Here is a 25,322-nt window from a genome sequence, read left to right as displayed (position 1 = left end):
AGGCCTGCCATCAAAGCTGACCCAGCACCGGCGTGCTCACGCGCACATCGGCATTCTGGCCACGGTGACGCAGCAAGTGATCCATCAGCACAATGGCCATCATCGCTTCGGCAATCGGCGTGGCGCGGATGCCGACGCACGGGTCGTGACGGCCCTTGGTGATGACGTCCACAGGGTTGCCGTGGATATCGATCGAACGGCCCGGGGTGGTGATGCTCGACGTCGGCTTCAAGGCCAGATGCGCAACGATCGGCTGACCGGACGAAATACCACCGAGGATGCCGCCCGCGTTGTTGCTGAGGAAACCTTCCGGGGTCATTTCATCGCGGTGTTCGGTGCCGCGCTGGGCGACCGAGGCAAAACCGGCACCGATTTCCACGCCTTTGACTGCGTTGATGCTCATCAGCGCATGCGCCAGCTCAGCGTCGAGACGGTCGAAAATCGGCTCGCCCAGACCCGGCATCACGCCTTCGGCAACGACGGTGATCTTCGCCCCGACCGAGTCCTGATCGCGGCGCAATTGATCCATGTAGGCTTCCAGCTCCGGGACTTTGTCCGGATCGGGGCTGAAGAAAGCGTTGTCTTCCACCGAATCCCAGGTCTTGAACGGGATTTCGATCGGGCCGAGCTGGCTCATGTAGCCACGAATGACGATGCCTTGGGTGGCCAGGTATTTCTTCGCGATCGCACCGGCCGCTACGCGCATTGCGGTCTCGCGCGCCGAGCTGCGACCACCGCCACGGTAGTCGCGCTCACCGTATTTGTGGTGGTAGGTGTAGTCGGCGTGGGCCGGGCGGAACAGATCCTTGATCGCCGAGTAGTCCTTGGACTTCTGGTCGGTGTTGCGGATCAGCAGGCCGATCGAGCAACCGGTGGTGCGCCCTTCGAATACGCCAGAGAGGATTTCGACTTCGTCGGCTTCCTGACGCTGGGTGGTGTGGCGGCTGGTGCCTGGCTTGCGGCGATCGAGGTCGCGCTGCAGGTCTTCGAGGGAGATCTCCAGGCCCGGCGGGCAGCCGTCGACAATGGCGACCAACGCCGGACCATGGCTTTCGCCAGCGGTGGTGACAGTGAACAACTTGCCGTAGGTATTGCCGGACATGCAGGACGCTCCGTGAAATCAAACCCAAATTCGTGATGCGCGCCAGTATACGCAGGCTAACCGAGTAGTTCATCCTCGAACCTTAGTGGTGCTGGCGAGTCCAACCGGCACCTTGGCGAATGATGGCGTGATGATGCTGCGAGTTTTGATCTTGAGTCTTACCCTCTTTACGGGCTTTGCCCAAGCGACGGTCCTACAACGCCCGGTCACTCTGGATACCGGCACCGGCGAACTTTTCGGTTCGCTGCTGCTGCCAAAGTCCGACAATCCGGTGCCGGTTGTCCTGATTATTTCTGGCTCCGGTCCTACGGATCGCGACGGAAACAACCCCGACGGCGGGCGCAACGACAGCCTCAAGCGCCTGGCGTGGGTGCTGGCCAAACACAACATTGCCAGTGTGCGTTACGACAAACGCGGTGTTGCGGCGAGTCTGGCGGCAACGCCGGATGAGCGCAATTTATCGGTGGAGGCCTATGCGGCGGACGCAGTGGCGTGGGGGCAGAAGCTCAAGGCCGATCCGCGTTTCGGCAGATTGATCCTGCTCGGCCACAGTGAAGGCGCGCTGATTGCCAGCCTCGCCGCGCCGAAAGTGGATGCCGCTGCGGTGATTTCCCTGTCCGGCAGCGCGCGCCCGGTCGATCAGGTGATCCGCGAGCAATTGGCTCGCAGCCTCCCACCTCCGTTGATGCTACGCAGCAATGAATTGCTCGACAGCCTCAAGGCCGGCCACACTGACGACAATGTGCCGCAACCGTTGCAGGTGATTTTCCGCCCGAGCGTGCAGCCGTATCTGATTTCGCTGTTCCGTCAGGATCCCGCGAAAGCCTTCGCGCAATTGAAGATGCCGGCGCTGATCGTCCAGGGCAGCAACGACATGCAGGTCGGCGTTGGCGATGCGCAGGCGCTGAAAGCCGCCAAACCCGACGCCGAACTGGCGGTGATCGACGGCATGAACCACGTCATGCGCATCGTCCACAACGATATGAAGCGGCAATTGGCTTCGTACAAGGATCCGAATTTGCCACTGGCGGCGGAACTTGGCGCGAAGATCATCGAGTTTATTGACGGACTTCGCACCCGTTAACGGTTGTTTGCCCTCTAGTCCTGCAAAAAACGGCCGATAAGCCTTTGTCGCCAGCGCAACGGCTGGCGACAAGCAGGGCTTGGACAGGATCTCGCCGTTATGACTGATACCCCGACTTCACCCGACACCACCGCTGAAAAAGACGCACCGCCAGCGGTCGAGCTGCCGTGGGCGGATGTCCACGTCGAGCACCACAAGATGCTCCGCCTGGCCCCGCTGCAGACCGACCGCAACACTGGCGGCCGCCCCTTGCGCTTCGTCGAATTCGGCTATGCCGAACGCAACAGCAAAGAAAAAAGCCTGATGCGCATGACGATCAAGCTGCCCGGCCAGCGAGTGCGCAAAGAGCAGAATCAGCTGGACGTGTGGGTTGATCACACGACCAAACGTGTGCACTTCGGCCCCGACAGCGGCTTGCAGATCGAACCAATGAACCGTGGCATCGGCCGTTACATGGCCGCGCAAGGCATCAATTGGGCGAAAAAGCGCTGGCCGACCTACACCGTTGACGGCATGGACTTGAACAACAAGGACGCGCTGAACGAAGACACGCGCCTGCGTCGCGATCATTTCCTGCGGGTGCATGGTTTTGATGTGGTGTACGCCGATGCCCAGCACTTGAAGGGCAGCGTCAAGGATGTGTTGGTCGGCGATTTGCTCGGCGACTGGAACAGCGAGAAGCTGCAGATCGTCGAGATTCTTGAAGCGGCGCAGATGCTTCAGCAGGCCGAACAGAATCTGGCCGAGCAGGAAGTGAAGCTGAAGAAACAGGAAGAGAAGGTCAGCAAGTTCAAGCGTGAAGACGCCGGGCTGCGTTTCACCATCACCTGTCTGGTGGCGTTTGCGGTGTTTCAGGCGGGGTTGTTGATCTGGATTGCCACGCACCGCTGATCGCTTGAAACCGCGTCGCGGCCATTCGCGAGCAAGCTCGCTCCCACAGGATTTGTGTCGTACACCGAACCTGTGGGAGCGAGCTTGCTCGCGAAGCTTTTGATCGTTCCCACGCTCCGCGTCGGAATGCAGCCCGATTAGACGCGGGAAGCGAACAGCGCCTGATGATCGCGGCACTGCTCCGCCGTCAGCATGAACACACCATGCCCGCCGCGCTCGAATTCGAGCCAGGCGAAATCGACTTCCGGGTACAGCGCGTCAACGTGCACCTGACTGTTGCCCACTTCAACGATCAGCAAGCCCTTCTCGGTCAGGTGATCCGCCGCTTCAGCGAGCATGCGTCGCACCAGGTTCAACCCATCATCACCGCAAGCCAGACCCAGCTCCGGTTCATGCTGATATTCGTCCGGCATGTCGGCGAAATCCTCCGCATCAACGTAAGGCGGGTTCGACACGATCAGGTCGAAACGCTGGCCCGGCAAGCCATCAAACCCATCGCCCTGCACGGTATAGACGCGCTCATCGACGCCATGGCGCTCGATGTTCTGGTTGGCCACTTCCAGCGCTTCGAACGACAGATCGGCCAGCACCACTTCGGCGTTCTGAAACTCGTAGCCGCAGGCGATACCGATGCAACCGGAACCGGTGCACAGGTCGAGAATCCGCGCAGGCTCGTTGCCGATCCACGGGGCGAAACGGTTTTCGATCAGTTCGCCAATCGGCGAGCGCGGGATCAACACGCGCTCATCGACGATGAACGACATGCCGCAGAACCATGCCTCACCCAACAGGTAAGCGGTGGGAATGCGTTCTTCGATACGGCGCTTGAGCAGGCGTTGCAGGTTAACCAACTCGTCGTCTTCCAGCGCGCAATCGAGGTAGCTGTCGGCGATTTCCCACGGCAGGTGCAACGCGCCGAGTACGAGTTGCCGGGCTTCGTCCCAGGCATTGTCGGTGCCATGGCCGAAAAACAGATCCTCCCCATGGAAGCGGCTGACGGCCCAACGGATATGGTCACGCAGGGTACGAAGGCGGGAAGTGATCACGGCGCAGAACTCCAGAAAAAACGACTGGCGATTCTAGCAGCCAAAACGCGCGACGACGACGCAGGAAAAACATCGCACCGACGGTAGGAGTTTTCTGTTTTTTGCATCGGCTATTGAACAGAACGTGTAACTTGACAAGGCTGCAGGCCAATAACGACGGTGCCTACGATGGTAGCGATTCACAGAACCGCTCAGCCAGAGGACAATGTCGCAAAAGCCCCACCCCAAGGAGCCCCAGAATGTCCGTTCCAAAAACGATGTTTCAACTCAGCGGTCGCGGTTACGCAGCGGCCACACTGAGCCATGCCACCGTGGTCATCATCGATGCCCAGAAAGAATATCTCAGTGGCCCGCTGGCCCTGAGCGGCATGGACGCGGCCGTCGCAAACATCAAGCAAGTGGTTGCCGCAGCCCGTGCAGCCGGTCGGCCGATCGTGCACGTGCGTCACCTCGGCACCGTCGGCGGCCTGTTCGACCCGCAGGGCGAACGCGGCGAATTCATCCCTGGCCTCGAGCCACAGGGCGATGAAACCATTATCGGCAAACTGCTGCCGAGCGCGTTCCACGGCACCGAGTTGCTGGACCGTTTGCAAAACCTTGGCTCACTGGACCTGATCGTCTGCGGTTTCATGAGCCACTCCAGTGTCAGCACCACCGTACGTGCGGCGAAGAATCTGGGTTTCCGCTGCACCCTGGTCGAAGACGCCTGCGCCACCCGCGACCTGCCGTTCAAGGGCCGCGTGCTCAGCGCCGCTGTGGTACAGGAAGCCGAAATGGCGATCATGGCGGACAACTTCGCCACCCTCGCGCTGACGCAAGACCTGATCTGATCGACCCTGATGAGCGGCTCACGGCGCCGCTCATCCGCAAAATCCTCTCATTTGCCGCAAATGCCATAGCCTCAGGAACAACCCGGTCAACTCCCGGTCGAAGGGCCGATACCCATTGAGGAAGGTCGGAATGAAGTTATCCGATGGATTTGACGCACGCCGCTTGCGGCCCAAAGGCCAAAGCAACTGGCGTTTTCGATTCGGCGCGGCGATTGCCGCCATTCTGGCGACGTTCGGTGTGCTGCTGGCGATGGCCGGGGCCGCCAGCCTGCTCGGGCGCCCGCCAGCGCTCGGTGATTTGAATGCCACGCCGATGGGTTCGGCGATCATTCTGGCTGTCGGCTTGCTGTTTCTGTATTTCGGCGTGGCGCTGTGGCGTCGTTGCCGGCGTCGCGCCCGGCAATCGCGGGAACTGAACATGTCCCCGCACCTGATGAAAAAACACGACTGAATCACCGGCCTGGCTTTTTGCCGGGCCGTTTTGTTTCGACTTGGGTAAACTGGCCGCCCTTCGCGGAGGCTGACATGCAAGACGACGATTTTTCCCTGTTCAAAAGTGCGATCCAAGGCGTCAAGCCGATCAAGCACGACCGCGCCGACACCGGCAAACCCAAGGCTGACCGCGCACAGATCGCCAAGCTGCGCCAGTCCGCCACCGTGCGCACCGATGCCACCACCGTTGACGGTCTGTCCGACCAGTTCGTGATCGACGTCGGCCCGGAAGACGAGTTGATGTGGTCCCGTGACGGCGTGCAGGAAAGTCAGATGCGCAAGCTCAAGGTCGGCCAGATCCCGTTCGAAGGCAGCCTCGACCTGCATGGCATGAGCGTGGAAAAAGCCCGCGAAACCCTCTGGGCCTTTCTTGCCGAAGCGACTAAATTCGAAATCCGTTGCGTACGCGTCACCCACGGCAAGGCTGTGCGTCTGGACGGCAAGCGGCCAATGATCAAAAGCCACGTCAACACCTGGTTGCGCCAGCATGCCCAAGTGCTGGGTTTCTGCTCGTGTCAGGCGAAACACGGCGGTGCCGGCGCGGTTTACGTGATGCTCAAACGCACCATGATGGAAGGCCGCGACGAATAATCCCGTTACACCGAACTTGCAGGGTTGTGTCCGCCACCGTACCCTTGCCCTTTGCGAAAATCCCCACAGGTAGTTTCATGTCCCTGGAACAGAATTACACCGCGATTCTCGGCCAATTGGGCGAGGACGTGTCCCGCGAGGGCCTGCTCGACACGCCAAAGCGTGCCGCCAAAGCCATGCAGTACCTCTGCCGCGGTTATGAACAGACGCTCGAAGAGGTCACCAACGGTGCCCTGTTCAGCTCCGACAACAGCGAAATGGTGCTGGTCAAGGACATCGAGTTGTACTCGTTGTGCGAACACCACCTGCTGCCGTTCATCGGCAAGGCGCATGTTGCGTACATCCCGAGCGGCAAAGTGCTGGGCCTGTCGAAGGTCGCGCGGATCGTCGACATGTACGCCCGTCGCCTGCAGATCCAGGAAAACCTCAGCCGCCAGATCGCCGATGCAGTGATGCAAGTCACCGGCGCGCTGGGCGTAGCCGTGGTGATCGAGGCCAAGCACATGTGCATGATGATGCGCGGTGTCGAGAAGCAGAATTCGTCGATGATCACTTCGGTGATGCTCGGTGAGTTCCGCGAAAACGCAGCGACCCGCAGCGAATTCCTTAGCCTTATCAAGTAATTCGTTGCCCGAAGAAAACCGGCATTCATCGCCGGTTTTTTTTCGTCCGTGAAAAATCGGGTAAGCTGCGCGCCTTTCTCAATTTGCACCGTGAGGCTTTAAACGTGTTCGTCAAAGCGCTTCGTGTCGGCCTCGGCCAACTGGTTATCTTCATCGACTTCATCACCCGCCCGGGCAAGAAACAGCGTCCTGCCGAAACTCAGGCCCAGGTCAATGCCGCCGCGCAAGGCCTGACCCTGTATCAGTTCCATGCCTGCCCGTTTTGCGTGAAAACCCGCCGCACGCTGCGTCGCCTGAATGTGCCGGTGGCGCTGAAGGATGCGAAGAACAACGAACAGGATCGTCAGACGCTGCTGGATCAGGGCGGCCGGATCAAGGTGCCTTGCCTGCGCATTGAAGAGAATGGCCAGACAACCTGGATGTATGAGTCCAAGGTGATTATTGATTATCTGGATAAGCGGTTTGCGGCGGTCTGATGATTATGTGGTGGGTTGATTGACGCTTTCGCAAGCAGGCTCGCTCCCACCCTTTGGAATGCATTTCCACTGTGGGAGCGAGCCTGCTCGCGAAGGGGCCCTCTCAGCTACCGCAAATCCCAGACAAAAATAAACCGGCCCTCGAGCCGGTTTATTTGTTTTCAGGCCGCTTTCTCTAGCAGCGCCTGGTGCACCACCGCCGCCAATCGCTTGAGCCCTTCATCCAGTCGTGCCGGATCGATGTGGCTGAAGTTCAAGCGCAAATGCCCAAGGTTGTTATCCGGATCCGGAAAGAACGGCTCCCCCGGCATAAACGCCACGTCATTGGCCAACGCCTCATTGAGCAACGTTCGCGTATCCAGCGGCTGCTTCAACGTCAGCCAGAAAAACAGCCCGCCCTGCGGCATGTTCCAGTCGGCCAGATCAGCAAAGTGCGTTTCCAGCGCCGCCTGGAAGGCATCGCGCCGTTGCCGATAGAAGCCGCGCAACTCGCTCAGATGCTGCTGATACTTGTCGCTGCCGATCCATTGCAGGGCCTGCCACTGACCGATGCGGTTGGTATGCAGATCTGCCGATTGCTTGAGTTTGAGCAGATGCGGGAACAGGTCCGGGCTGGCGATCAAGTAACCGACGCGTAAACCGGGCAACAAGGTTTTCGACACGGTGCCGGTGTAGATCCAGCTCGCCTTCTGCAGACGCCCGGCAATCGGCTTGGCGCTGCCGCCATCGAAAGTCAGCTCGCGGTAGGGTTCGTCCTCGATCAGGGTGACGCCGAATTCGTCGAGCAATGCCGCTACGGCTGCACGCTTGGCTTCGCTGTAACGCACGGCGGACGGATTCTGGAACGTCGGGATCAGGTAGATGAACGCTGGCCGGTGCTGTTCGAGACGACTGCGCAATTGCGCCAGATTCGGGCCGTCGGCTTCTTGCGGCACGGTCAGGCAATCGGCGCCGAACAGCTGGAAAATCTGCAATGCAGCGAGATAGGTCGGCGCTTCAAGCAGAATTTCCGTGCCCTTGTCGATGTACAGCTTGGCCGCCAGATCGAGGGTTTGCTGCGAGCCGCTGACCACCAGTACCTGACTTGCGGTGCACTCCAGGCCCAGCGCCCTCGCCTCCGCTGCCAAGGCTTCGCGCAATGCCGGTTCGCCTTCGCTCATGCCGTATTGGCCGAGCGACAGCGGCATGTCAGCCCACTCGACCTTCGGCAGCATCGCTTCGGCCGGTAAGCCGCCAGCGAACGACATGACCTCCGGACGCTGGGCGGCGGCAAGGATTTCACGGATCAAAGAACTTTTAAGGCGCACGACACGTTCGGAAAAAGCCATGGAAGTCACCGGTAGCGAGGCATGGGAAAAATGAGTCAAACTGGTTGACTGAAATTACGACAGCTTGAGCGAGTACGTCAATATGCTTGACCTTAAAAACCCCGCGAGCCAACAACAGGCGATGGAAGCGTTTTTCTTCGGCTATCAAGCCTTCACCGCCAAGGCTGATGAAATGCTCGAGCGCCGCGGGCTGTCGCGGGTACATCAGCGAATTGTGTTTTTCATCGCTCGGTACCCGAATTTGAGCGTGAAGGAATTGCTGGGATTGCTTGGCGTGAGCAAGCAGGCCTTGAACATGCCGTTGCGGCAGTTACAGGAAATGCATCTGGTCGACAGCGTGGCGTCCGAGGCCGACAAGCGAAAGCGTCTGCTGGAATTGACGGCCGAAGGCGCGAAGTTTGAACAGGCGCTGCGGCGTGAGCAGGTGAAATTACTGGAGCGAGTGTTTGCCGAGGCTGGCGAGGCGGCGGTGAATGGCTGGTTGGCGGTGAATATGGCACTGGGGAAAAGTCAGACGGCTCTCGATTGAATGGGACTGCCTCTTCGCGGGCAAGCTCGCTCCCACAGGGGAACGCATTCCAAACGTGGGAGCGAGCCTGCTCGCAAAGGGGCCAGTGCAGGCGATATATCGCTATCGACGGAACTTTCGTAAACAAAACCAAAAACAATATTTGCTTTATTTGTACACAAAAGCATAATCCACAGCGTGCGAGTTCCTGACCGCATGGTCAACAAATTCGCGTATGCCTCAAAGGGCCGCTGCCACCCCTCATGGGTCCGGCCCTGGAAATAACAATAAAACTCTTGAGGAGTACTCGCTGTGGAAAGCCGCAAATCCGAAGCATCGACGCTGGACCTCTCGCCGCCATTACGCAGTGGCTTGCTGGAACGTCTGTTTAAACTCAGCTTGCATGGCACCACGGTGAAGACCGAGCTGATTGCCGGTCTGACAACCTTCATCACCATGGCTTACATCATCTTCGTCAACCCGAACATCATGGCCGATGCCGGGATCGACCATGGTGCAGCCTTCGTCGCCACCTGTATCGCCGCCGCGCTGGGCTGCCTGTTGATGGGGCTGTACGCCAACTGGCCAGTGGGGCTGGCACCGGGCATGGGCCTCAACGCGTTCTTCACTTACACCGTGGTCGGCACCATGGGCTACAACTGGGAAACTGCACTGGGTGCGGTGTTCGTCTCCGGTGTGCTGTTCATGATCCTGACTTTCTCGCGGATTCGCGAGTGGCTGCTGAACAGCATTCCAGTCAGCCTGCGCTTTGCGATGGGTGCCGGCGTCGGTCTGTTCCTTGGCCTGATCGGCTTGAAAACCGCGGGTATCGTCGTCGATAGCCCGGCCACACTGATCAAACTCGGCTCCCTGCGCGAACCCGGCCCACTGCTCGCGGCCATCTGCTTTCTGATGATCGCGATCCTCAGCTACCACCGAGTTTTCGGCGCAATCCTCATCAGCATCATCACCGTGACCCTGGCCGGTTGGGGCCTGGGCATCGTGCACTACGAAGGGATCATGTCGACCCCGCCAAGTCTGGCTCCGACCTTCATGGCCATGAACGTCGCCGGCGTGTTTAACGTCAGCATGATCAGCGTGGTACTGGCCTTTCTCTTTGTGCACATGTTCGACACCGCTGGCACGCTGATGGGCGTCGCCCAGCGCGCCAACCTGGTGAATGCTGACGGCCGTATCGAAAACCTCTCCCGCGCGATGAAAGCCGACAGTGCGTCCAGCGTCTTCGGCGCTGTGGTCGGTGTTCCGCCAGTCACCAGTTATGTAGAAAGTGCCGCTGGTGTAGCCGCTGGTGGTCGGACTGGTCTTACCGCAGTCACCGTAGGTGTGCTATTTATAGCGGCGATGTTCTTCGCACCGCTGGCCGGCATGATTCCCGCTTACGCCACCGCCGGTGCACTGATCTATGTGGCGATGCTGATGATGGGCGGCATGGCCCACATCGAATGGGACGAAGCCACTGACGCCATCCCGGCCATCGTCACCGCGATCATGATGCCACTGACCTTTTCGGTCGCCGACGGCATCGCGCTGGGCTTCATCACCTACGTGGCGTTGAAGGCCGGTACCGGCAAGTACAAGGAAATTTCCGTGAGCCTGTGGGTGCTCTGCGCGATCTTCATCGCCAAGTTCATCTTCTTGTAAGCGTCACGCGGTTCAAGCTTCAACACAGCCTCACCCAATCGGGTGGGGCTTTTGCACATTCTTGAGTACAACAAAAAAAGGAGGAAAGTGATGAGTCTGGAAACCTGGCTGCTGTTCAGCGGCGCTGCATTGGTGGTGATCCTGATTCCGGGGCCACTGTCGTTGTTGATGATCAGCAACAGTCTGAATTATGGGTTGCGCCGTTCTTATCCGGCATTTCTCGGTGGCGTATTCGCCTCTATCTGCCTGCTCAGTGCCTCGGCGTTGGGGCTGGGTGCCTTGTTGCTGGCATCGGAGCAACTGTTCAGCGCCCTGAAAATCGTCGGCGGACTCTATCTGTTCTATCTGGCCTGGCAGAGCTGGCAGCAATCGCGCCAGCCATCGGTCGGCGCCGTCGTGCCACAAGCTGCCGCCGTTCCACGGTTTCGCGCGTTGTTCGGGCGCGCCTTTGTACTGGGCGCCAGCAACCCGAAAGACATCCTGTTCTTCGCCGCTTTCCTGCCGCAATTCCTCAGCGCCGAACAGCCCTTCCTGCCGCAGTTGCTGGTGATGATCGCCACCTGGACCCTGCTGGATCTGCTGTGCAAGCTGGCCTACGGACTCGGAGCCCACGGCGCAGCGCGTTACTTGCGCAGTGGCAAAGGACAGAGCTGGTTCAACCGGATCAGTGCCGGCTTGTTCGGAGGCGCCGGCGCAGCATCGTTGCTCAGCAGTCACTGAGACATTTGGATCACAAACTTTTTATTTATCTGTAGCCATCCCTGACTTGAAAAACTCAAGTCAGGGATGGCATTCGCAGCGACCGCTCGTGTTGCTCGCGACATCTCCCCGCCGCCACAACTGCATCCCTCAAGCGCAATACACAGCAACAACCCGTTGATGTACATCGTTCAAAAGACGACCGTACTATCACGACTCAAATAAATAACAACCCGCCAGAACAAGGAAGTTCACATGGCTACCCTGATACGTAAAGCGTCATTGGAAACTGCAGAAATCACCGACGCCGTCGTCATCGCCGACATGCGTTTCGAGAGCAATGAACATCATCTTTCGACCATTGATTTCAAACCCGAAACTGATGAAACAACCAGCATCAAAGTAAAAAGCAAAGTCGATCAATTGAAAATAGTCGACTCCGTATTCGGCCCGCTGCAAATCGGCAGTATTTCAATAACACGAGTGTCACTTTATGCCTTGGGCGCCACGTTTGACGGCCAGCCACTGAGTGGCAAAAGCACCTTTTTCCGGGTACCCAAGCGATCTTTCATCAACGCGTTGCAGTTCAGTGCTATCGACATTGAACACCATATGAAATCGTCAACAGGCAAGGACAGTTATTTGTTGACGACACTGCTTTTCGAAATGGCCAGCGAACGCCCACTGACGGCCCCTCATCTGATAAGAGAAAGTTCGCAAGTCTCTACAGACGAAGGTAACTACCGTAGCAAATTGGTAAAACTGCTGGATTCTGCACAGAAACTGGATCTGTATCACGCAAACCTGCCCAAACATAATCCTCGCTGGGTGTCCCTGGCGAAAAGTTACGCCGCGCTCGGTTCGAGTGTCGGCATTCAAGCTTTCGGCATATTCATGGGTTTACGCGGTGTGGTGGATGCTATCAAAGCAAACAACACCACCGAAGTCGCCATCAACAGCTTGGGTATTGGTACGGAAGTGGGTTCCATTGTTGTTGACATCGCCGTCAGCAAAATTGCGTCGAATATGCTCTCGGCCGGGCAAGGCGCCCTGATGGATTTTGCCAAAACCCGGTTTGCCCTGAGGCTGGGTCGCTCCGGCGGTTTGATCGGCGGCGCACTGACATTGCCGTTCGATATCTTCACTGCTGTCAGATCGATCAATGCCGCTGAAAATGCCGTCGGAAAAGAAGCCATGGACCATTACGTGAGCGCTGGATTGAGTATTACCAGCGCCGCCATGACGGTCATCCTCGGTGCGGCAGCGTTGGCAGGCTTTTCATTTGCAGGCCCGGTCGGGCTTGCAGCTGGAGCAATCCTGGCCATCGGATCGCAAATTTATGGCGCGGTACGCGTGGTCGACGACATTGATGACTACATCGAACTGACGCTGGACGAGCGCTGGCGCACAGGCTGGTTTTCGTTCTGCATGATGGACCCTGACCAGGCCGTGCAAAATCGCTATCTGCTGGCAAAAACCAGGCTCCAACACGCGAAACAATTGAAAGAAACAGCCAGAAAACTGTTGGATGGGCAACTAAAGGACACAACTGAAGCCATCGTTAATGGCAAGTTTGAAGTCCACCTCAAACCCTCCCGAGTGCGCAAGCGTAACTGGTGGACCAAACGAGACAGTTGGGAAACGATCCAGGTTCCCGAGATCAAGGGAGGCGATGACATCATTGACGCCCGCAACGGGGTTTCCAAGGATACGCCTGGTGCAGAGTTGGGTACGGTTGGCGAAAACAAGGGCATTCTCTGGTTCATCAGCGAGGGCCAGGACTCAATCAAGGGCGTTGAAAACAAACCCAACAGCTTTCACTACCGATCGGGAAAAAAACAGCTGACCGGGGGTGAGAAAGACGACCGCTTCGTGTTCGAGGGTGCAGGGGATCTGCTTGTACAGGATGCCCAGATTTCTGAGTATTCAACACTGAAAGGCGGCGCAGGCAACGACACGCTTGTTCTGGCTGGAAGCAATTACACCCGCCGCACCGATAGAAAAGGCTATGACGTCGATCTGCTGGCCCAAACCCTGCAGGTAATCGCAACCGATCCGTCTGCCGAAGAGGGTGAAAAATATACTCTCCACAGCCTTCTGGAAAGTATCGAGAATGTTGAAACGGTCAGCGGGGCCATCAGTGTTGTGACCGGTTCGGATAAACGCAACATCATTAATTCGCGCGGCCAGGACACCATCAATGCGGGGCCCGGAAATGATCAAATCCATCTGACGTATCCCGGAGCAACAGCCTCGGGTGAGGCTGGCATTGACGAATACATCATTGACCACAAACCAGGCCGTATTGCCATCATCGAAGACGGCACAGAAGAAAGTATTGTTCTGCTCAACTGGAAATACGAACTGATCGAAAGCTGGGCAATCGAGAATGGCGCGCTGATCATCAGTTCCCGATTCGCATTTGCGGACGACCCGAAAAGTGTCGTGATCATTCAAGGCCTGTATAAGAAAGACGCAAACAACTTCGTATTGCAGAATAATAAATTCACGTTCATGACCGGCGACGGCTACTCGTTAAAACTGCCTGACGCCCCCGACCTGCCCGACAGCATCGAAAATGGCCACAACCTCGAAATCGAAGTCGTCGTTGTAAAAAAAGGAACACCCGAAAGCCCCCTTATCCTCCACGCTCCCGAGTGCCTGATCGATCATCAGCGTGATGCGAGTTACTACCTGCCAAGGTCCAGGAAAAACACGACACTCCGGTTGGTGAAACGTGCTGAAGCGGTGGTTCGTCTGCATCTTGATTACGACATCAGCGAACTGACACAGGTTGAAGCGCACTTTACCTCGGGAGAGAAGAAGTCAAATGGAGAACTTTTTGCGGGATGCGACCTGATTTATCACTTCGGCCAAAACACACTGAAATTTGGCTTGTTCGCCTATGCGGAAGGTGGATTTGACCCCAGAAACATGATCAGGATCTTGCGAATCATGGCCGCACGTCCCAACTACCGGGTCGTGCTCATTTTTAAAGGTGGCGTCACGGTCAATTTGCAGCTGACACCGGAAACCGATGTTTGCCCCCTTGAAAGCCATAATCCGAATGATTTTGATACTTGGACGACGCAGCTCTCACTACCACTGCCACGGCGCACAGATCAGACGCCTTTTGAGTTACCTGAAACCAAACCCTTCAAATTCGACAGGGCGGGATGCGGTTCGCTTTTTTCCTACCCCGAGCAAACCTCGATCCAGAATCTTGAAGGTACTGGTTCCACCTACCTGATTCATCTGGTTGCCGATATAGCGATCAGATTGTCTACCCCGGGAGCACTCGCGAACGCCCCTGCCAGACTGCCTTACTCTTCCACCTGGGACCTCGACGCGACGAAACTCGGCAAGGTCGAGATCAGGCTGGAAAATAACCAGCTGCACATCGGCACCTGCATTATTCATTTGCCCGAGTACGAAAGCGAAGACCTGATCGATCAGGTCCGTGTCATTACCGAGAAAGGGGTTGTCCATACCGTCGATCTTTCTTTCGACAGGGTTTACCTGGATGGTCTCGATGCCCGCTTCTTTGAAGACCCCGACTCGGCAAAAGACTTGCCCGAGGCCCTTGCAGCAATGGCCAATCAAGAGATCAAAGTGAGAAACATCGTGCTCGCCGACAATCGTCCCGAGGCGCTGAGCTACAACTTTCCCGCACACGGCTGGATCCTGCGCAGAGACAAATCTCGCGTTGAATACTCAGCACTGCAAGTGGTCAATCGGTGCAGCCATCAAGACCTCACCCTCTTTGCACAGCCGCCGTTGATGACTGTTCCCCCTGCTTGACGCGCCACACACCCGTCAAAAACCGATAACCGCGTGCGCACTCCGAAGTGCAGTAACCGAACATCTCCACGGGGATGCGGACGAGTGCGCCTGAAAAATGCGCTGAGGCACTTACGTGCCCGCGCATCATCACTCAACGAGTAACTTCACATGGCCAAACCACCCAAAAAAGTTCCTGTGACAGTGGCAGCAGATACCCCTGTTACAACCAGACCTGCACAGCCAGGCTCGGGGACTCGCGTCACTGCAAACCTGCCTGACCCAGCGCTGCCGGGCGTCGACGCGACCACGGGACCTCCCGGTATCGCCACCACTCGCCCGCCCGCCGTCATCGTCAGTGATATGCCCGATACCTACCGTGCCGCCCGCAGTGCAATCGCCTGGCCACAGGATCGATTGCACGAGCTGATACCAAGCGGAGAAAACACGGGTCTGTTCACCGGCCCGGATCAACGAACCTACGCGCAAATCGGCAACGAAGGCCGGTTTGTCGTCGAACGGGATCTGCAAGGCAACTATTACGTTCCGCTGACCTTTGCACCGGGTGTTCCCGGCCCGGTACTGACAAGGATTGAAGGCCAGGCCAGCTGGCACATCCAGCGCCCCGGCTGGCAATCAATACAGTCTCGCCCTGACACCCCTGCCACGCCACCGTCCCTCTCCTACCTTGCGCCCGATGACGCAAAAACACTGACCAGAGCAGAACTCTCAACGGGGGGACTCCGATACAACAAACTCAAACATACCTTCGTCGATACCGCAGACGGCACAGTCATGGTTCGGAAAAACCAGCAAGGTGAATATCAACTGACCTCGACTACAAACAGAGACTTGCCCGATGTATATTTTCAACAGATTCCCGGAACGGTGCTCTGGCGCCGCAAGCATCCGCACTTGCCAACCCCCGACCATCCCGCTGCAGGCAGGTCGCGGCCAATGGCCGAAGCAGACGAACCGCAACCCGGCCCAAGCAAACGCGCGCGGGTCAACGTCCCCGAACAACCACTAGCACCAATAACCTTCGACGCCAGCGCTCCAGCCGAGCAGACACCGTTTTTCTGGCTACCCTGGGGCCATCTGAACAAACCCGCGCAGGTGGAGTCGGTGCAGCTCGGCTGGTTTCATTATCCGGTGGTGCCGAAGGGTTCCACCCCTAACCCCAAAGTCTTCTTTGTGCAACATCCTGACTTTGTGCCAACACACTTCGATGCGTTTGAACAAATGCTCCGTACGGCGCCCTCGATGCAGCCTGTTGCAACATTTCGCATCGGTAACGATCCGGGAGAAATACACCCTGGAAAACGTTTCTTCGATGAACCGATCTCGCAGTCGGTAGCCAAGACATTCCCTGATTTCTCTGATGACACGGCACGGGCCGTCGCCAGAAGGCTGTTCGAACTCGCGGACAACACACCGACGATTACCGGCACCGGGCTGGTCAACATTCAGGCAGTCCTGCATCAGTGGAAACAACGGCCATTTCCCACCGCACCTGCGTATGCCGACCCGCTGAACATGCTGGCAGTGGCACCCGCCATCGATTTCAACGGAAAAAAACTCATCCGCATACCCTCCCAGGTCGACGGCGAACTGCAACGACTCAGCTTCGATCCCAAGCATTTTCCCGTCGAGTGGAACCACTACAAAACCTACCCGACCGATCTGAACCTCAGACGCCTGCTTGGCGCCCTGTTGGTTCGCAGCGGCTATGACATATTTCCCCTGACATACGAACACCGCATGCCAACGCTGGTATTCAGGCGCGGAACCAGTGAGCGGATTTATTTCATGAAACTGGGTGTGGTGGATCATGTCGGCCTGTCCCACACCCCGGGCAATGAACTGGCAGAACCCAGCCTGCCGGCCAGGATAGGCAACGAGGCGTTTCACGCCCTGGCCACCGCGACCATGGAAAACAAAGTGGTCTGGCTCATCGGGGGCGTATTGAAGGTTGAGTCGACTCCGGATTCGGTGTTCGTGCTCAGGGAGCGCTGAGATCCCGCTACGACTCGCACCGGCCCTGCCGGCGCGAGTCGGCATGACTTTCGAACGCCTCGAAACACCCTGCAGCACTTACCCTCATCGCCATACATATATACCGCACGCCGTGGCGAGTTTTTGCCGAACATCACGCCTTTGAAGCCAATGGGTCGGGCAAACACGATGCCGCGCAATTGCACATCGAATCCGCTTCCCGAATATCCGGCCGCATCACTGATCAGCGATTCATCGGAGCAAGTCCATGGCAAAACCACCCAGGAAAATTCCTCGCACGGCGTCACCGGAGCCGTCTGGCCGAGCAACCAATCCTTTACCTGTTCCACTGGCAGCACTTCCCGGTGAACCGGGTCATTCCACTCCGCACACCGAAGCCACTTCATCACACGCGTTGCCAGAAGCACCCGCCGACCGCCCCAGCGTCATCGTCGGTCGTCCGTTCACCCGGCATCGCCAATTGAGCGAAGCGCGAACCTCTGACTGGGTGAGGCAGCAATCCATCGAGACCGGACCGTCTGCGCTGGCCGGTGCTTCCAGCAGCGAAAGACCAGCACATCCGGTCTATATCGACCCCGAGTCGGCAACCCGACTGAAGCTGCAACCAGGCTCTGAAGAAGGGTTTCGCTACGACAAACGCAAGAAACCCTACGTCGAAATGCTCGGCGGCATGGTCATGGTGAGCAAAACTGCGGAAGGCTGGCGACAGACACATGCCGGGGAATCAACCCCGACGGGACAAAGAGTGGAACAGATTCCGGGGACAAAACTCTGGCGTGAAATCGACACGCCGCAGCAAGGCGACCCAGCCGTAATCAATCCACTGTCCACCGAAAGGCCCGATGCCGTACCCGGCCCGAGCAAGCGCCAACGCCTGGACGAACAGAGCCATGTTGCGACCGGTACCAGCACGCTGGTCGAACATCTGTTAGCCCAGCCGGGCGTTGCCCTGGATCTTTCCGCCGGTCAGTGGAGAAACTGGGGGAAGTCCACAAAACCCGATTCAGGCGAGTCGATAGAGATCGACGGGCAACACTTTCGGATCGTCACGCAAGGTGTCAGTGCCGATACCGAACTGGTCTATTTGCAACACCCGGGATTTGCACCGGACCGCTATGACGCGTTCGAAAACATGCTGCGTCACGAGCCTTCGCGCCAACCGAAATGGGCACTGAAACGCGAAGGCCAATGGAGGGTTCTGGACAACGCTCCACCGTTCGAAATGTCCGCCACTCAATATGTTTCCGCCGCCTGCAACTATCTGTCCGAACAGGCGACCAGCAACCTCGCGCGGGCGGTATTCGATCGGCTTTCACTGCCTCAGGGCATCAACGCCCATGGACTTTCGGCGATGGCGCTGACCTTCCGCCACTGGCTGGACAGGGTGAATCACGAGCCCCCGCTACACGGACTGGCGGACCCTTTGATGATGCTGCCAAAACTGCCGACATCGCCCGGCCATCTGGCAGGCGGCCGCTTGCTCACACTGCCTGCGCACAACTCAGCCGTATTACAGCGCCTGGATTTCGACCCACAACGGTTTCCTCAGGAGTGGGCCTCCTATGCAGCAGCGCCGACGCCAGGAAACCTGCGCGGATTGATGGCGACCATCCTGCAACACAACGGCTACAGCATTAATCCGACCACGCACCGACTCAGTGAAGGTGCGTTGATTTTTTACCGCCCGGGCGTTGCCGCTCTATTCGTGTTGAAGCTGCCACCCATCGCTGGCAATCAGGTTACTCGCACCACACCCGCAGGTACCGAACTCATCGACCCCGCCTATCTGACGAGGCTCAGCGTGTCGCAAAAACAGATGCTGGAGGGCCAGTTGGCTCACACCGAAGTCATCCATCTGGTGGGGGGTATACAACCCATATCCGCTGATTACCCGACGCTGTTCATTGTGAGAGAGGGCTGAGCCGCTGCTGAACGCCTGAACGGTACGTCCGCAAGTCCGGACACCTGCACACCCACAATCCAAATCAAGAGATTCAGTTAATGGTCAAACCACCAAAGCGTGTGGCCGGTGTTATTGCGCCTGACACACGCCCAAATGCCGCTGGCATTGTCCCCAGAATCCCCGGCGAAACCACGCAATCCTCTGCAGACCTGCCGAGCAATTCCGGGCGTCAACAGCCAGTGCAGGTCCACGAGGCATCTGCCGTCTACCCCGTGTCGGTAGCGGCCGCTCTGCGCGCCATCAGCTGGCCTGCCGATCAAGTGCACCTGCTACAACGGCTGGATCCCGACAGCAGATTGTTCACCAGCCCGGAGGGAAAACTGTACGCCCATGTTGAAAATGCGGGGCATCTGCTGGTCGAAATCCATCACGATGGCCGCTTCCGGACTCCCTTCAACTTCACTCCGCATCTGGCGGGTCCTTTCCTGATCAAAACCGAGCGCCAGCCAGTCTGGACCTTCGAACGACCCAGTTGGCTGGCGCACAACCCAGACAATGACGGGCCAGCTGCAGCCGCTGAACGTAACCCCGGGGAACAGCCGATCTACCTCGCCCCCGATGCCGCCGCCCTGCTCTCCCCCCGCCTGCAAACACCGGACGGCGTTCGCTACGACAAGCACCGAAAAACCTATATCGATACCGCAGAAGGAACCGTCATGGTGCGTAAAAACGCCAACGGTCACTATCAGCAGACCTCCGCGACGGCGCGCGAAGTATCCGCTCTATTGTTCGAACAGATTCCCGGGACGCGACTGTGGCGCCGCAAGACCGGGCTAACCGATTTGCCTGCGCAACGCCCGCCGCAGGAAAAACGCAAAACCTCGACCGAGACGTCGGACCCCATGGCCGGCCCCAGCAAACGCCCGCATCAGGAAGAAGGGACAGACGCCACCCGGGCGCTGACCGAAAGCCTGCTCTCGGACAACCCTGACGCGATCAACTTGAGTTTCGGTTTATGGCGAAACTGGGGACACCGTGTCCGACCAGCGTTGGGTCAGCATATCGAGATCGACGGGCAGTATTACCGGGTGATGCAACAAGACCTGAATGCCAACCCGCGACTGGTCTACCTGCAGCATCCGTTGTTCTCGCCCGCCCTGTATGACGCTTTCGAATACATGCTGCGGGACAACCCGTCGCTGCAGCCCAAGTGGGCGGTTAAACAAAACCACCAATGGACGGTCCTCGACAGTGTCGTGCCCTTCGAGATGCCGATCACCCGGTACATCGCCAGAACCTTCAAGTACTTGTCGGATCAATCCGTCAATTCACTCGCCCGGGCCATGTTCAATCAGGCAAACCGATCGGAAATCATCATTGCCCCTGGTCTGGCGCTGATGAACCAGGTGTTTGGTTACTGGGCCAACAGGGATCGGCGCAGAGCACCGAATCGAGAGCTGGCCGACCCGCTCCTCATGTTGCGCCCTCTGTCCGGACCGGAACCCACCCTGGCGATTCCTGCTTCGCTGGGTGAAGGCCTGATGCGCCTGGATTTTGATCCCGGGCGCTTCTCTCGCCACTGGAACGAGTACGCCACGATGCCCACTGCGGCCAATCTGCGCAGGCTGTTCAGGCAGATTCTGGAGGATGACGATTACGTGGTGAGCAACCCGACAAACACGCTTGCGGAAAACGAATTGTTGTTTCACCGCGAGAAAATCGATCACGTGTTCGTACTGAAACTGCCACCTCTTAACGACGGGCGCCTGCAGCGATTTCGGCCTGAGCGTTTTGAGAACAATGAAGTCGTGCTGCAAACATCCAGCAGCGAATCAAAGCCTTTGTCGACTTACCGCACAGAAAAAAAGATCAGCTACCTGCTCGGCGGCACCCAGACAGATGTTCTGGGGCAGACAACGCTGTTCATTTTCAAAGACCAATGACCGCGCAGGACAGTCAACCAAAAAACATGAACAGCTTAGAGATACTTCAAATGACCAAACCCACAAAGACTACAGTCCGCCCTGCTTCGCCCGACACCTCGGCGATCAACAGATCTGCCGCTGGCAATGGCAGCCTCAAAAACACCCAGGGTTCTGACATTTTTGCGCCAGGTACGAAACAACTGCCCGACACTTCCACTGCCGGTACGTCTGGCAGTGAAATGGCAGGCGCCCCACGCGTGGTGGTGAGTTACATAACGGATCCGCTGCTCACCGAAACCAATGCCAGACTGGCCGAGATATCCCTGCCGGTATTACAAGCCGCTCTTCTACAGCCGCACAATTCCGTCGACGGGTTATTCGTGGCCCCGGGCGGCCAGATTTACGCGCACCTGGAAGACGGCCGGCATTACCGGGTTGAACTCAACACCGCCGGTCACTACCAGATTCCCTGGCCCGCGGCTCCGGGCGTGACACCACCCATTCTGAAAAAAATCCACGGCCAGTCACGTTGGCGCATCGAGGCACAGTGGTACGCGGCTCACTCCAGACAGAGGAGTCTGTCTGCGCAGCCACGGACTGCCGAACCACTACAAGCAATCATCCTCGTCGACCCGCACCTGGCGACCCTTCTCCCTGCCGCGCGGGAGTCCCTGGACGGTATTCGTAAAGGGCCGCGTGGGAAAACCTATGTCGATATCGCCGAAGGAACCGTCCTGGTTCGCAGGAACGAACAAGGCGAATACAAACTGGCTTCAGCAACAACGATCAATGTGCCGGATATAGCGTTCGAGCAGATTCCCGGGCAATTCGTCTGGCGCCGTAAATTGCAGACGACTACAGATACACAACAAGCTCCACAAGCAGGCAGTTCCCGTGCCCTGCCCCGGTCAGAAAAGCCCGGCCCGAGCCCAAGTAAACGCCCTCGACTGCCGGAAGACAGTGATCCTCTCAATCCCTTCGTACTCATGGGCATCAGTGAATTATGGAAAGGCTGGGGAACCACGACGAAACCGTCAGCCGGCGACTCCATCGAAATCGGCGGCAAGCACTTTGCGATACTTGACCAGCCGAGCCACGCCATTGACGCCTTTGCCTTCATCAAGCCGCCACAGTTTTCTGCTACTCGTTTCGATGCTTTCGAACAGTTGCTGCTGAGCAATCCTGAGTTGCAACCCAGGGCGGCGGTGAAGTGGGAGGGCAATACGGGGCATGGCAGTCAGGCATGGAGAATCGTGGAGAGTCGGCCATTTGAGAAAAGCCTGACTCAATATGTCAGCGATCAGTTCCCCTATCTTTCCGATCACTCTGCAAGTAAAGCCGCACGGGAGATGTTCAATCGAGCTAATCACTCCGAGAAAATGACAGGGTCCGGGATCAGTGCATTGTTCGAGACGTTCAAGTACTGGGAAAATCGCTCTATTTTCACGGGCGATAACAGAGTCGCTCGTCAAGACTTGAGCGACCCGCTGATGCTCCTCTCGCCGCTTGCGACTGACGTAAATGGCTACATGCGTATGCCGCTACCTTCCGCTGAAGGTCTGCGAAGAATCGACTTCAACCCGAAACTGTTCTCCGGCTCGCAACACCAAAGGGGTCGCCGAACAACGCGAACACTGTTCAAAGATCTTCTTAGCGCGCACGGCTACTCCATTGCCCATGATTTCGGCGCCAACCAGGGAAATGCCTTATTGATCAAGCGAACGGGGGTTGATCCTGTTTTCATCCTGTTCATGGACAGGATTCAAAACAACACTGTTTTTCTCCCTGATCCAGTTGCCTGGCTGAAGAAAAGAGTCTTTGTCGACAACATGGACGTACAGGTCAAAGACGAGTTGATGGTGCATTTGCACACCAACAGAATCGTTTTTTTGCTGGGCACCAACGAGCCTCTCCCCACTCACGAACATAACCTTATTGTCACCCGACACAGCTGAATGAGCTCCGGAGTTCTCTGCAGCACAGGCGGGCAGATTACTCAGGCATAAAAAAGCCCGCAGTGTGAGCGGGCGAAAGACCAAAGAAGCTATATGCGCAGTCGCTTCCCGGTGGGGGGCAGCTGCTTGGGGGTCAGCTGCCCCGGTACGTGGAATAGCTGTAAGGCGAAATCAGCAATGGCACGTGGTAGTGATCCTGTTCGGCAGAGATGCCGAAGCGCAGTACAACCACGTCCAGAAATGCCGGCTCCGGCAACTGAACGCCGCGGGCGCGGTAGTAATCGCCAGCGTGGAACTGAACCTGATAAACCCCGGTACGATAATCATCGCCTTGCAGCAGCGGCGCATCGACCCGGCCATCGCTGTTGGTTATCGCACTGGCGACCAATTCCAGGTGCGAACCTTCAACGCGGTACAGCTCGACCTTGATCGAACTGCCCGGGCAACCGTGTGCAGCGTCCAAAACGTGTGTTGTCAAACGTCCCATTGATTCTGCGCGCCTGCCTGCGTGGAAGCAGTCAGACCTCGCGCCTCCCGAAGTCAGATAAAAAGGAGACCGCACCGATTCGGAGCACGAAAAGCTGCGGCGAGCGACTGATTAAGACACTTTTCAAAAAAATTGTACACAATAAAAACGACATTTTTCACACCACCCCCGCCAATCGGGGCTTTCCCCGCGTTCTGCCAGCAACACGCCTATACATTGCACCTCCTATCCATTAACTGACTGGTCAGGCAGGTTTCTTGCAGGCTCACGCCAATACCAGGAAAAGATGACAGTCGGCGAAAAATGCGAAAATTCAGGCTTACAAATTGCGAATAAAGTTGTATACAATCAGCCCATCGCTGTGACGCCAGCCTGCCAGGCCGCCACACCCATCTGTCAACGAATAAGAAGGAAGACTGCAGTGAGCGCTGACTACCCACGCGACCTGATCGGTTACGGCAGTAACCCTCCTCACCCACACTGGCCGGGCAATGCCCGCATCGCTCTGTCGTTCGTACTCAATTACGAAGAAGGCGGCGAGCGCAATATCCTGCACGGCGACAAAGAATCCGAAGCCTTCCTCTCCGAAATGGTTGCCGCTCAGCCGCTGCAAGGCGCGCGTAACATGAGCATGGAATCGCTTTACGAGTATGGCAGCCGCGCCGGCGTCTGGCGGATTCTGAAACTGTTCAAGGAATTCGACATTCCGTTGACCATCTTCGCCGTGGCCATGGCCGCTCAGCGCCACCCGGATGTGATCCGTGCGATGGTCGAGGCCGGCCACGAGATCTGCAGCCATGGCTACCGCTGGATCGACTATCAGTACATGGATGAAGCGCAGGAACGCGAGCACATGCTCGAAGCGATCCGCGTCCTCACCGAAATCACCGGCGAGCGCCCACTGGGCTGGTACACCGGCCGCACTGGCCCGAATACCCGTCGCCTGGTCATGGAAGAAGGTGGTTTCCTCTACGACTGCGACACTTACGACGATGACCTGCCCTACTGGGAACCGAACAACCCGACCGGCAAGCCGCATCTGGTGATCCCGTACACCCTCGACACCAACGACATGCGCTTCACCCAAGTGCAGGGTTTCAACAAGGGTGACGACTTCTTCGAATACCTCAAAGACGCGTTCGACGTGCTTTACGCCGAAGGTGCCGAAGCGCCGAAGATGCTCTCGATCGGTCTGCACTGCCGCCTGATCGGCCGTCCGGGTCGCCTCGCTTCGCTCAAACGCTTTATCGAATACGCCAAAAGTCATGAACAGGTGTGGTTCAGCCGTCGCGTCGACATCGCGCGTCACTGGCACGAAACCCACCCGTACCAAGAGGCCGCGAAATGAGCCGCTTTCAAACCCTGCAACCGTCGACCCTGAGCCGCGACGCTTTCGTCAACGCCTTCGCCGACATCTACGAACATTCGCCATGGGTGGCCGAGAAGGCCTACGACCTGGGTGCGGACGCTTCGATCGACGAGATCGAAACCCTGCACCAGCGCATGAGCGACATCCTGTTGAGCGCTGATCACGCCAGTCAGCTGGCACTGATCAACGCTCACCCGGACCTGGCCGGCAAAGCGGCCGTCCAGGGCCAACTGACCGAAGCCAGCACCAATGAACAGGCTGGCGCCGGTATTCACCAATGCACGGCCGAAGAGTTCCAGCGCTTCACCGAGCTGAACGACGCCTACAAAGCCAAGTTCAAGTTTCCCTTCATCATGGCGGTAAAAGGCAGCAACCGGCATCAGATCCTCGCGGCGTTCGAAACGCGCATTCACAACTCGCAAGACACCGAGTTCAAATGCGCGCTGGCGGAGATCAACAAGATCGCCCTGTTCCGTTTACTGACTCTTTAGCAAGCCTGACCCGAGTACATCAAACGCGGAGAGTACCCAGGGTCCTGCAAGCATCCCCAGCCAC

At 57.7% G+C, this 25,322-nt stretch carries 21 protein-coding genes; 17 read left to right on the top strand and 4 right to left on the bottom strand.

What is annotated here, in order from left to right:
• Positions 1-10 precede the first annotated feature (10 nt).
• Positions 11-1,102 carry a chorismate synthase gene (gene aroC, locus AB4N74_RS03395; protein WP_099758435.1) on the bottom strand — a complete coding sequence of 364 codons (1,092 nt, stop codon included), beginning with the start codon at positions 1,100-1,102 and terminating at the stop codon, positions 11-13.
• A 130-nt stretch (positions 1,103-1,232) separates the two neighbouring features.
• Here aroC and AB4N74_RS03390 point away from each other — a divergent pair, with 130 nt between their 5' ends.
• Complete coding sequence (locus AB4N74_RS03390) at positions 1,233-2,186, top strand: alpha/beta hydrolase (RefSeq protein WP_320337260.1); 954 nt, start codon at positions 1,233-1,235, stop codon at positions 2,184-2,186.
• Positions 2,187-2,285: 99 nt separating this feature from the next.
• Positions 2,286-3,077 (top strand): hypothetical protein, encoded by a 792-nt coding sequence (locus AB4N74_RS03385; RefSeq protein ID WP_093441710.1) that lies wholly within the window; start codon positions 2,286-2,288, stop codon positions 3,075-3,077.
• A gap of 137 nt (positions 3,078-3,214) precedes the next feature.
• On the opposite strand, the gene prmB is transcribed toward AB4N74_RS03385, so the two are convergent.
• On the bottom strand, positions 3,215-4,123 hold the full coding sequence (gene prmB, locus AB4N74_RS03380; protein ID WP_186624382.1) for a 50S ribosomal protein L3 N(5)-glutamine methyltransferase: 909 nt from the start codon (positions 4,121-4,123) through the stop codon (positions 3,215-3,217).
• A gap of 239 nt (positions 4,124-4,362) precedes the next feature.
• Here prmB and AB4N74_RS03375 point away from each other — a divergent pair, with 239 nt between their 5' ends.
• The 5 genes from AB4N74_RS03375 to AB4N74_RS03355 all read left to right on the top strand — a co-directional run bounded on the left by AB4N74_RS03375 (position 4,363) and on the right by AB4N74_RS03355 (position 7,135).
• Positions 4,363-4,953: a cysteine hydrolase family protein gene (locus tag AB4N74_RS03375; protein WP_007914026.1), complete on the top strand. Its 591-nt coding sequence runs from the start codon at positions 4,363-4,365 to the stop codon at positions 4,951-4,953.
• Between the two features lie 130 nt (positions 4,954-5,083).
• Positions 5,084-5,404, top strand: coding sequence for a hypothetical protein (locus tag AB4N74_RS03370; protein ID WP_007914024.1), 321 nt, complete (start codon positions 5,084-5,086; stop codon positions 5,402-5,404).
• A 74-nt stretch (positions 5,405-5,478) separates the two neighbouring features.
• On the top strand, positions 5,479-6,036 hold the full coding sequence (locus tag AB4N74_RS03365; RefSeq protein WP_064118637.1) for a Smr/MutS family protein: 558 nt from the start codon (positions 5,479-5,481) through the stop codon (positions 6,034-6,036).
• A gap of 77 nt (positions 6,037-6,113) precedes the next feature.
• Positions 6,114-6,659 carry a GTP cyclohydrolase I FolE gene (folE, locus tag AB4N74_RS03360; RefSeq protein WP_003442011.1) on the top strand — a complete coding sequence of 182 codons (546 nt, stop codon included), beginning with the start codon at positions 6,114-6,116 and terminating at the stop codon, positions 6,657-6,659.
• Between the two features lie 104 nt (positions 6,660-6,763).
• Entirely contained in the window at positions 6,764-7,135 is a 372-nt protein-coding gene (locus AB4N74_RS03355) for a glutathione S-transferase N-terminal domain-containing protein (protein ID WP_093441696.1), read from the top strand.
• Between the two features lie 161 nt (positions 7,136-7,296).
• Here the strand turns inward: AB4N74_RS03355 and AB4N74_RS03350 are convergent, their stop codons facing one another.
• Complete coding sequence (locus AB4N74_RS03350; RefSeq protein WP_093441692.1) at positions 7,297-8,463, bottom strand: aminotransferase-like domain-containing protein; 1,167 nt, start codon at positions 8,461-8,463, stop codon at positions 7,297-7,299.
• Positions 8,464-8,545: 82 nt separating this feature from the next.
• On the opposite strand from AB4N74_RS03350, the gene AB4N74_RS03345 reads away from it, so the two are divergent.
• The 8 genes from AB4N74_RS03345 to AB4N74_RS03310 all read left to right on the top strand — a co-directional run bounded on the left by AB4N74_RS03345 (position 8,546) and on the right by AB4N74_RS03310 (position 22,911).
• Positions 8,546-8,992, top strand: coding sequence for a MarR family winged helix-turn-helix transcriptional regulator (locus AB4N74_RS03345; RefSeq protein ID WP_093441687.1), 447 nt, complete (start codon positions 8,546-8,548; stop codon positions 8,990-8,992).
• Between the two features lie 291 nt (positions 8,993-9,283).
• Entirely contained in the window at positions 9,284-10,633 is a 1,350-nt protein-coding gene (locus AB4N74_RS03340) for an NCS2 family permease (protein ID WP_007914003.1), read from the top strand.
• Positions 10,634-10,723: 90 nt separating this feature from the next.
• The gene (locus tag AB4N74_RS03335) at positions 10,724-11,353 is read left to right on the top strand and encodes a LysE family translocator (protein ID WP_038366975.1); all 630 of its coding nucleotides are present in this window, start codon (positions 10,724-10,726) and stop codon (positions 11,351-11,353) included.
• A 234-nt stretch (positions 11,354-11,587) separates the two neighbouring features.
• Positions 11,588-15,133 (top strand): calcium-binding protein, encoded by a 3,546-nt coding sequence (locus tag AB4N74_RS03330; RefSeq protein ID WP_460098196.1) that lies wholly within the window; start codon positions 11,588-11,590, stop codon positions 15,131-15,133.
• 150 nt (positions 15,134-15,283) lie between these two features.
• Positions 15,284-17,128, top strand: coding sequence for a hypothetical protein (locus AB4N74_RS03325; protein WP_460098194.1), 1,845 nt, complete (start codon positions 15,284-15,286; stop codon positions 17,126-17,128).
• A gap of 247 nt (positions 17,129-17,375) precedes the next feature.
• Positions 17,376-19,049 (top strand): hypothetical protein, encoded by a 1,674-nt coding sequence (locus AB4N74_RS03320; RefSeq protein ID WP_460098192.1) that lies wholly within the window; start codon positions 17,376-17,378, stop codon positions 19,047-19,049.
• An 80-nt stretch (positions 19,050-19,129) separates the two neighbouring features.
• Positions 19,130-20,974, top strand: a complete 1,845-nt coding sequence (locus tag AB4N74_RS03315) for a response regulator (protein WP_460098190.1) — start codon at positions 19,130-19,132, stop codon at positions 20,972-20,974.
• 50 nt (positions 20,975-21,024) lie between these two features.
• Positions 21,025-22,911, top strand: coding sequence for a hypothetical protein (locus AB4N74_RS03310; RefSeq protein ID WP_093441811.1), 1,887 nt, complete (start codon positions 21,025-21,027; stop codon positions 22,909-22,911).
• A gap of 133 nt (positions 22,912-23,044) precedes the next feature.
• Here the strand turns inward: AB4N74_RS03310 and uraH are convergent, their stop codons facing one another.
• Positions 23,045-23,398, bottom strand: coding sequence for a hydroxyisourate hydrolase (uraH, locus tag AB4N74_RS03305; protein WP_003223171.1), 354 nt, complete (start codon positions 23,396-23,398; stop codon positions 23,045-23,047).
• 421 nt (positions 23,399-23,819) lie between these two features.
• Here uraH and puuE point away from each other — a divergent pair, with 421 nt between their 5' ends.
• The gene (gene puuE / locus AB4N74_RS03300; RefSeq protein WP_099758426.1) at positions 23,820-24,746 is read left to right on the top strand and encodes an allantoinase PuuE; all 927 of its coding nucleotides are present in this window, start codon (positions 23,820-23,822) and stop codon (positions 24,744-24,746) included.
• Positions 24,743-25,258, top strand: a complete 516-nt coding sequence (gene uraD, locus AB4N74_RS03295; protein WP_064391195.1) for a 2-oxo-4-hydroxy-4-carboxy-5-ureidoimidazoline decarboxylase — start codon at positions 24,743-24,745, stop codon at positions 25,256-25,258. Before puuE ends, uraD begins: the two co-directional genes overlap by 4 nt.
• The last annotated feature ends 64 nt before the right edge of the window (positions 25,259-25,322 follow it).

The organism is Pseudomonas sp. H3_C08, assembly GCF_054669455.1.
This window is presented reverse-complemented; position numbering and strand designations above follow the sequence as displayed.

Bases quoted from the DNA above. Each gene is read 5' to 3' on its own strand.
- AB4N74_RS03330 (WP_460098196.1), top strand. From the start codon at position 11,588: ATGGCTACCCTGATACGTAAAGCGTCATTGGAAACTGCAGAAATCACC.
- AB4N74_RS03385 (WP_093441710.1), top strand. From the start codon at position 2,286: ATGACTGATACCCCGACTTCACCCGACACCACCGCTGAAAAAGACGCA.
- AB4N74_RS03320 (WP_460098192.1), top strand. From the start codon at position 17,376: ATGGCAAAACCACCCAGGAAAATTCCTCGCACGGCGTCACCGGAGCCG.
- AB4N74_RS03310 (WP_093441811.1), top strand. From the start codon at position 21,025: ATGACCAAACCCACAAAGACTACAGTCCGCCCTGCTTCGCCCGACACC.
- AB4N74_RS03390 (WP_320337260.1), top strand. From the start codon at position 1,233: ATGATGCTGCGAGTTTTGATCTTGAGTCTTACCCTCTTTACGGGCTTT.
- AB4N74_RS03365 (WP_064118637.1), top strand. From the start codon at position 5,479: ATGCAAGACGACGATTTTTCCCTGTTCAAAAGTGCGATCCAAGGCGTC.
- AB4N74_RS03335 (WP_038366975.1), top strand. From the start codon at position 10,724: ATGAGTCTGGAAACCTGGCTGCTGTTCAGCGGCGCTGCATTGGTGGTG.
- AB4N74_RS03315 (WP_460098190.1), top strand. From the start codon at position 19,130: ATGGTCAAACCACCAAAGCGTGTGGCCGGTGTTATTGCGCCTGACACA.
- AB4N74_RS03325 (WP_460098194.1), top strand. From the start codon at position 15,284: ATGGCCAAACCACCCAAAAAAGTTCCTGTGACAGTGGCAGCAGATACC.
- AB4N74_RS03370 (WP_007914024.1), top strand. From the start codon at position 5,084: ATGAAGTTATCCGATGGATTTGACGCACGCCGCTTGCGGCCCAAAGGC.
- AB4N74_RS03350 (WP_093441692.1), bottom strand. From the start codon at position 8,463: ATGGCTTTTTCCGAACGTGTCGTGCGCCTTAAAAGTTCTTTGATCCGT.
- AB4N74_RS03345 (WP_093441687.1), top strand. From the start codon at position 8,546: ATGCTTGACCTTAAAAACCCCGCGAGCCAACAACAGGCGATGGAAGCG.
- uraD (WP_064391195.1), top strand. From the start codon at position 24,743: ATGAGCCGCTTTCAAACCCTGCAACCGTCGACCCTGAGCCGCGACGCT.
- aroC (WP_099758435.1), bottom strand. From the start codon at position 1,102: ATGTCCGGCAATACCTACGGCAAGTTGTTCACTGTCACCACCGCTGGC.
- folE (WP_003442011.1), top strand. From the start codon at position 6,114: ATGTCCCTGGAACAGAATTACACCGCGATTCTCGGCCAATTGGGCGAG.
- AB4N74_RS03375 (WP_007914026.1), top strand. From the start codon at position 4,363: ATGTCCGTTCCAAAAACGATGTTTCAACTCAGCGGTCGCGGTTACGCA.
- uraH (WP_003223171.1), bottom strand. From the start codon at position 23,398: ATGGGACGTTTGACAACACACGTTTTGGACGCTGCACACGGTTGCCCG.